This is a genomic window from Streptomyces olivochromogenes, from assembly GCF_021538895.1.
Taxonomy (GTDB): Bacteria; Actinomycetota; Actinomycetes; order Streptomycetales; family Streptomycetaceae; genus Streptomyces; species Streptomyces olivochromogenes_A.
In genome coordinates this window covers 21,169-27,664 of sequence record NZ_JADDRL010000119.1, presented here as the reverse complement: position 1 = coordinate 27,664, position 6,496 = coordinate 21,169, and the positions used below count along the sequence as shown (strand labels likewise).

Below are 6,496 nucleotides of genomic sequence, written 5' to 3'. Positions count from 1 at the left end.
GCCGATGGCGTACGACAGCGTGAACATCAGGGCCAGCAGCAGGAGGAACCCGCAGAGGGCGGGCGGGGGTACCCACCCGCGTGCCGCCGCGTCCGCGCCGGAGGAGGAATGCCGGGACTCGTCCATCAACCGTGTCTCCAGATCACGTGTGTACGGCGTCACTCGGATCGAGCCGCACCACTTCAGGAGTCGGACCGAGGGCCCGCCGAGTTCCGAAGCGGCGCCCCCGACGCACCGAGGTCCGCCCGACCTCCGCTATGTTCGGTCCGATCATCAGACATACGGAGCCGGGGTGCAGAAGACAGACGAACTGGCCGAAGGCCAGGCAACAGCGGCCGTTCCCCGGGGAGAGGCCGCCGACGCGCCGGGGGGCGAGCCGCCCCGGTACTGGCCGCTGCTGCTGGTGGCCGCCGCGATCCTGCCCGGTGCGGCGCTGGTCCTCGTCGGCCAGTCGGTGAGCGGACCGGCCCTCCAGGCCTGGCGGACCGTCTGTCTGTCGGTCACGGTGCAGGCGCTGCCCTTCCTGCTGCTGGGGACGGCCCTGTCCGGCGCCATCAACGCGTTCGTGCCGGCCGAGGTGTTCCACCGCATCCTGCCCCGGCGTCCCGTGCTCGCCGTGCCCGTCGCCGGAGCCGCCGGAGTCGTACTGCCCGGGTGCGAATGCGCGTCGGTGCCGGTCGCGAACAGTCTGATCGGCCGGGGTGTCACCCCGGCCGCCGCCTTCGCGTTCCTCCTGTCGGCGCCGGCGATCAACCCCGTCGTGCTGACCGCCACCGCCATCGCCTTCCCCGGCCGGCCCACCATGGTGCTGGCCCGGCTGCTCGCCTCCCTGGCCACCGCCACGGCGATGGGCTGGCTGTGGCTCTGGCGCGGCCGCACCGAATGGCTGAGGCCCGCCGCACGACACACCGGACACCGCCCGGGCCACAGCCGCTGGAGCGAGTTCCGGACCGGATTCCAGCACGACTTCCTGCACGCGGGCGGCTTCCTGGTCGTCGGGGCCATGGCGGCGGCCACCTTCAACGTGGCCGTCCCGCGCTCCGTACTCGACGCGTTCTCCGGTTCGCCCTGGCTGTCCGTGCTGTTCCTGGCGGCGCTCGCCATCGTGCTCGCCGTGTGCTCCGAGGCCGACGCGTTCGTCGCGTCCTCGCTCACCGGCTTCTCGCCGCTGGCGCGGCTGACCTTCATGGTGGTCGGTCCGATGGTCGACCTGAAGCTGATCGCCCTGCAGGCGGGCACCTTCGGCCGTGCCTTCGCGATCCGCTTCTCCACCGCGACGACCGCCGTCGCCATCCTGTGCAGCGTGGTGATCGGAGGCGTGCTGCTGTGAAACGGCCTCTCCAGACCGTCCTGCTCGCCCTCAGCGGCCTCGGTCTCCTGCACGCCTCGCTCTTCACCGACCTGTGCCTCAGGTACGTCAAAGCGGGCATGCGCCCGGCGCTGATCGCGTCGGGGGCGGTACTGCTCGCGCTGGCGGTGGCCGAGGCATGGCCGCGCCGCCGCCCGGGCCGGGGTACCGAACCGGCGGCGCACGAGGAGACCGGCGACGGTCACCACCCCACGGATGACGATCACGCCGGACACGGCCACGACCACTCCGCCGTACCCCGGGTCGCCTGGCTGCTGCTCCTGCCCGCGCTGAGCCTGCTGTTCTACGCCCCGCCGGCCCTGGGCGCCTACACGGCCTCCCGGCAGGCCCCCGAGGCCGTCCCCGAGCGGGAGCACTTCGACCCGCTGCCCTCGACCTCGCCCGTCCCGATGACCCTCACCGACTTCACCAGCCGGGTGCAGCAGGACCGGAAACAGGCCATCAAGGGGCGCGGCATCCAGCTGACCGGCTTCGTCACGCCGGGCGGCCGGGGCGACGGCTGGTACCTGACCCGGATCATCCTCACCTGCTGCGCGGCGGACGCCCAGTCCATCAAGATACGGATCCACGGGACCCCGGCCCTGCCCGCCAACACCTGGGTGAGCGTCACGGGCACCTGGCACCCCGGCGGGACACTGGGCACGAAATCCGCCCCGGTCGCCCTCGACGCCCACACCGTCAAGAAGATCACCCGCCCGTCGAACGGCTACACGGACGCCCTTCCGTTCCCCGCCCCCTGAGGCCGGTCACTCGCGCGGCGGGAGCCGGTAGACGGAGACGTGGGAGCGTGACTCGGCGGTGAACTCGGTGCCGGTCCAGTCCGCGTCTCTCGACTCCAGGTCGAAACCGGCCAGTTGGGCCATGAGGTCGAGCTCGGCCGGCCAGATGTAGCGGTGCGGGGTGCGGAACAGCTGGGCCTGCTCGGTCGCGTCGATGCGGAAGTGGTGCGAGACGACGTGCTGGCGAAGGACGTCGTAGGTGTCCAGGCCGATGTAGTCGGGGTCGGTGCGCCAGACGGTCGCCGTCCGGCCCGGAGGGAGCTTGCGCAGCTCCGGCACCCACAGCTCGATGACGAATCGGCCGCCGGGTGCGAGGTGGCGGGCGGCGTTGCGGAAGCACTCGACCTGCTCGGCCTGGGTGAGCAGGTTGGCGATGGTGTTGTACACGAGGTAGACGAGGGCGTACTCCCCGGGCGCGGCGGTGGTCGCCATGTCGCCGATGATCACGGGGATGGTCGCTTCGTCCGCCTTGGTGCGCAGTCGCTCCACCATCGCGGGTGACAGCTCGATACCGGTGACCGGGACTCCGCGCTCGATGAGCGGCACGGCCACTCGTCCCGTCCCGACGGCGAATTCCAGCGCCGCGCCCCCGCCCGCGAGCCCGGCGAGCCGGTCCACCGCCGGCGTCAGGACCTCCGGCGCGAACATGCCGGTGCCGGGGGTGTCGTACCGCCGCGCGGTCTCGGCGTCCCAGATGTCGTCCTGCAGCATGCCGTCCACACTCGCCGCAGGTCCGCGCGATGTCGAGCGAATTACCGCCGGTACGCGAGAGGGCTTGTCGCGCGCCCCCGAGTCTGATTGGGTACCGCGCACCCCGTGTGCGACGGGTGCGGAACACGGACAGGGAGCGGGCGGGGTGCATCCGACGGTACGGCAGGACATCGAGGGGCCGTTGCCCGAAGGCCTCGGGCAGGCGATCCGGGACACCGCCGGCGACATCGCCGCACTGTTGCGGAACGTGACCGACAGCGGCGGCGCCGTACCGAATTCGCAGTGGACGATCGGTGAGGCGGCCGCGCATCTGGCGCTGGCCAACGAGCTGATGGCCGATCTCGCGCTGGGGCGTGAACGCCCGTACGGGGACGGCACACCGCAGAGTCTGGCGGCGGCCAACGAGGAGTCCCTCGCCGTGTTCGAGGAGCGCCGGGCGCAGCCCCTCGCGGCGATGATCATCGAGCAGGCAGAGGTGTTCCTGGAGGCCGTGGAACGGACCGGGGCGCAGACCGACGGCGGCGCCGACGGCCGGCCCCTGCTGACCCCTCTCGGTCCCCTGGACCAGGCCACTCTCGCGTCCTATCTGCTGACGCACATGCTGGGCCACGGTTACGACCTCGCCCGCGCGGTGGGCCGCCCTCACATGATCGACCGCGACCGTGTGGCGCTGTGCATGCCCTTCATGCTCCAGGTCATGCCCCGCGTCGCCGATGCGGCGGCCATCAGCGGCCTCACGGCCCGGTACGCGATACGTCTGCGCGGCGGCGCGACCATCGGCGTCACCCTCACCGACGGCACCGTGCGAGTGACCCCGGGGCGGCCGGACAGTGCGGACTGCACCATCCTCATCGAGCCCGTCACCTTCCTGCTCATCGCGCTGGGCCGGCGCAATCCATATGGGGCGATGGCCCGGGGACAGGTTCTGGCCTGGGGACGCAAACCCTGGCTCGCGCCGCGCTTCCCGAACCTGTTCACCGCGCCCTGACACACAACACCCGTGTCCCACTGGGAGCGTGGTCGCGATATCGAACGCAACGGGGCGCAAACAAACAGGGCCACCCACCCGTATCATCACTGCACTGAACGACCCGGCAACAATTCGCCAGGCCACCGAACCAAGGAGCGCCGGCACATGACTGAGCACACGGCTCCCGCCACCGAGTTGGCATCGCAGTACATCAACCAGGTCACCAGCGACCTTGAGCGCAACGTCAAGGAACAGGAACGCATCGGCGCGGAAATCGCCGCGTTGCAGGAGCAGTTGGGTGTGCTCCAGCGTGACCACTCCGTCCTCGTGAATGTGCAGGAGGCGCTCGGAATCGCGGCGATGCCGCCCACCGCGGAAATGAGTTCGACGCCGCCGACGGCGGAAAAGAGCGCGGCGCCCGGGACCGCGGAAAAGAGCACGGAAAAGGGTTCCGTCCCCGCGCAGAAACGGCGCAAGCCCGCGAAGACGCCCGCCAAGACGTCTGCGAAGACGCCCGCGAAGACGCCCGCGAAGACGCCCGCCAAGAAGCGGACCAGAACTCCTGATGCCGCACCCAAGGCACCCACGTCCGCCCAGCCCACACTGGTGGAACTCGTCCGCGCCTACCTCGTCGACCAGCGCGAACCGCGTTCCTCGGCGGAGGTCGCCACCGCCCTCGGCCAGATCCACCCCGATCGTGGCGTCAAGACGACAGTCGTGCGCACCACCCTCGAAAATTTGGTCGCCCGGAACCAGGCTCACCGCACCAAGCAGGGCACGTCGGTCTTCTACACCGCCCCCGACACGGCCAAGGAGGCACCGGCGCCGGAGGCCGACGGTCAGCCGAGCGAGACCGAGTAGGACCGAGCCGGCCTGAGTAGAACCGAGTAGGCCTGAGTAGGCCTCAGTCAGCGGTCGTCGCGGTCGGTTGTGCCGAGGAGTTCCGCCACCAGTCGGCGGGCATACGTGCCGTCGAGCCCGGCGGGGCGGAAGAGGATGCGGTACATCAGGGGCGCGACGACGCGGTCGACGACCGTTTCGACATCCGGGGTGTCCTCCCCGCGTTCGGTCGCGCGGCCCAGGATGACGTCGATCTGCTCGGCCGCATAGGCGGAGCACTGGCCGGCGTTGCGCCCCACCGGGTCGCCGAGCAGCGCGTCGCGGATGTAGGCCCGGCCGCTCGCGGACGCCATCTCGTCCAGGAACTGCTCGGCCCAGGCGGTCAGATCGGCCGACAGGTCACCCTGGTCCCGGGGCGCGGTGTCGGGCCGCAGCCGCTCGACCGCCACGTCCGAGAGCAGTTCCTTCAGGTCGCCCCAGCGGCGGTAGATCGTGGACGGGGTGACTCCCGCCCGCTGGGCCACCAGCGGAACCGTCAGGGCGTCGCGGCCCACCTCCGACATGAGTGCGCGCACGGCGTCGTGCACCGATGCCTGGACCCGCGCGCTGCGACCGCCGGGGCGCACCATCTGCCTGCTCATGCGACCCACCTTAAAGCGAATCCCTTGCGTCTAGGCCCGTCGGCTGCGGCCCCGGCGGGCCCAGCAGCTGCATGCCGATGGAGGCCGGGGTGCGCGGCGACACCCCGACCAAAAGCTAAGGGTTTGCGTTAGTCGACCGTAGGACCTACGGTGGCTTAACGCAAACGCCTCGCTTTAAGGGCTCGCCGTACGGCATGCCGGCACCGCCCCGTGACCACCTCCGCCAGCGACCGAGGAAACGACGGACCATGCACGCACCGCAGACCTTCACCGGCCCCTCCTGGACCGTGGGCGACGTCACCGTCCACCGCGTCGACGAGGCACCCCTGCCACCACAGACGGGACCCTGGCTGCTCCCCGGCGCCACCACGGACGTGGTCACGGAACAGGGCTGGCTGCGCCCCGACTTCGCCGACCAGGGCGGCGTCCTGCGCCTGGACAGCCACAGCTTCGCCTTCGAGGTGGGTGGGCTGAGGGTCCTGGTCGACACCGGCATCGGCAACGGCAAGACGCGGGCCAACCCGGCCTGGCACGACCTGCGGACCGACTACCTGACGCGGCTGACCGACGCCGGTTTCCCCCCGGAATCCGTCGACCTGGTGATCCTCACCCACCTCCACACCGACCACGTCGGCTGGAACACGCGCGAGGAGAACGGCACTTGGGTCCCGACCTTCCCGAACGCGCGTTACCTCGCCTCCCGTACCGAGCGGGAGTTCTGGGCGGGCTACGCCATGGACGAACCGCGCCGGCAGATGTTCCGTGACTCCGTGACGCCGGTCGAGGAGGCGGGACTGCTCGACCTGGTCGACATCCCGGCCGAGGGCACCGAGATCGCCCCCGGCCTGCGCCTGATCCCGACGCCGGGGCACACTCCGGGACACCTCGCCGTCGAACTCGGCGGCCGCGGCGGCCGGGCACTGATCACCGGCGACTGCATCCACCACCCGGTCCAGCTCGCCCACCCCGCCATCGGGGCGTGCGTCGACATCGACCCCGAGCGGTCCGAGGCCACCCGCCGCGAGCTCCTCGCCTCCCTGGCCGGCACGGACACCCTGCTGCTGGGCACCCACTTCCCGCCGCCCACCGCCGGCCGCGTGATCACCCACGAGGACGCCTACCGGCTCATGCCCGTGCCCGCGACCTCGCACTGACCGGGTGACCGGCTTCCGGTGCTCTCGGCCGG

7 protein-coding genes are annotated in these 6,496 nt (G+C 71.2%); 5 read left to right on the top strand and 2 right to left on the bottom strand.

What is annotated here, in order from left to right; all coding sequences use genetic code 11:
• Positions 1–310 precede the first annotated feature (310 nt).
• Both IPZ69_RS38270 and IPZ69_RS38265 read left to right on the top strand, forming a co-directional pair.
• Positions 311–1,330, top strand: a complete 1,020-nt coding sequence (locus tag IPZ69_RS38270) for a permease (protein WP_235459327.1) — start codon at positions 311–313, stop codon at positions 1,328–1,330.
• Entirely contained in the window at positions 1,327–2,109 is a 783-nt protein-coding gene (locus IPZ69_RS38265; RefSeq protein WP_235459325.1) for a TIGR03943 family putative permease subunit, read from the top strand. The genes IPZ69_RS38270 and IPZ69_RS38265 overlap by 4 nt, the downstream gene beginning before the upstream one ends.
• A 6-nt stretch (positions 2,110–2,115) precedes the next feature.
• Here IPZ69_RS38265 and IPZ69_RS38260 read toward each other — a convergent pair whose 3' ends face one another.
• Positions 2,116–2,859, bottom strand: a complete 744-nt coding sequence (locus IPZ69_RS38260) for a class I SAM-dependent methyltransferase (protein WP_235459324.1) — start codon at positions 2,857–2,859, stop codon at positions 2,116–2,118.
• A gap of 145 nt (positions 2,860–3,004) precedes the next feature.
• Here IPZ69_RS38260 and IPZ69_RS38255 point away from each other — a divergent pair, with 145 nt between their 5' ends.
• Together IPZ69_RS38255 and IPZ69_RS38250 are read left to right on the top strand one after the other, a co-directional pair.
• Positions 3,005–3,847 (top strand): maleylpyruvate isomerase family mycothiol-dependent enzyme, encoded by an 843-nt coding sequence (locus tag IPZ69_RS38255; protein WP_235459323.1) that lies wholly within the window; start codon positions 3,005–3,007, stop codon positions 3,845–3,847.
• Between the two features lie 147 nt (positions 3,848–3,994).
• Positions 3,995–4,690, top strand: coding sequence for a hypothetical protein (locus IPZ69_RS38250; protein ID WP_235459322.1), 696 nt, complete (start codon positions 3,995–3,997; stop codon positions 4,688–4,690).
• 47 nt (positions 4,691–4,737) lie between these two features.
• Here IPZ69_RS38250 and IPZ69_RS38245 read toward each other — a convergent pair whose 3' ends face one another.
• Entirely contained in the window at positions 4,738–5,310 is a 573-nt protein-coding gene (locus IPZ69_RS38245) for a TetR/AcrR family transcriptional regulator (protein WP_235459321.1), read from the bottom strand.
• Positions 5,311–5,558: 248 nt separating this feature from the next.
• On the opposite strand from IPZ69_RS38245, the gene IPZ69_RS38240 reads away from it, so the two are divergent.
• Positions 5,559–6,464: an MBL fold metallo-hydrolase gene (locus IPZ69_RS38240; RefSeq protein ID WP_235459320.1), complete on the top strand. Its 906-nt coding sequence runs from the start codon at positions 5,559–5,561 to the stop codon at positions 6,462–6,464.
• Positions 6,465–6,496 lie beyond the last annotated feature (32 nt).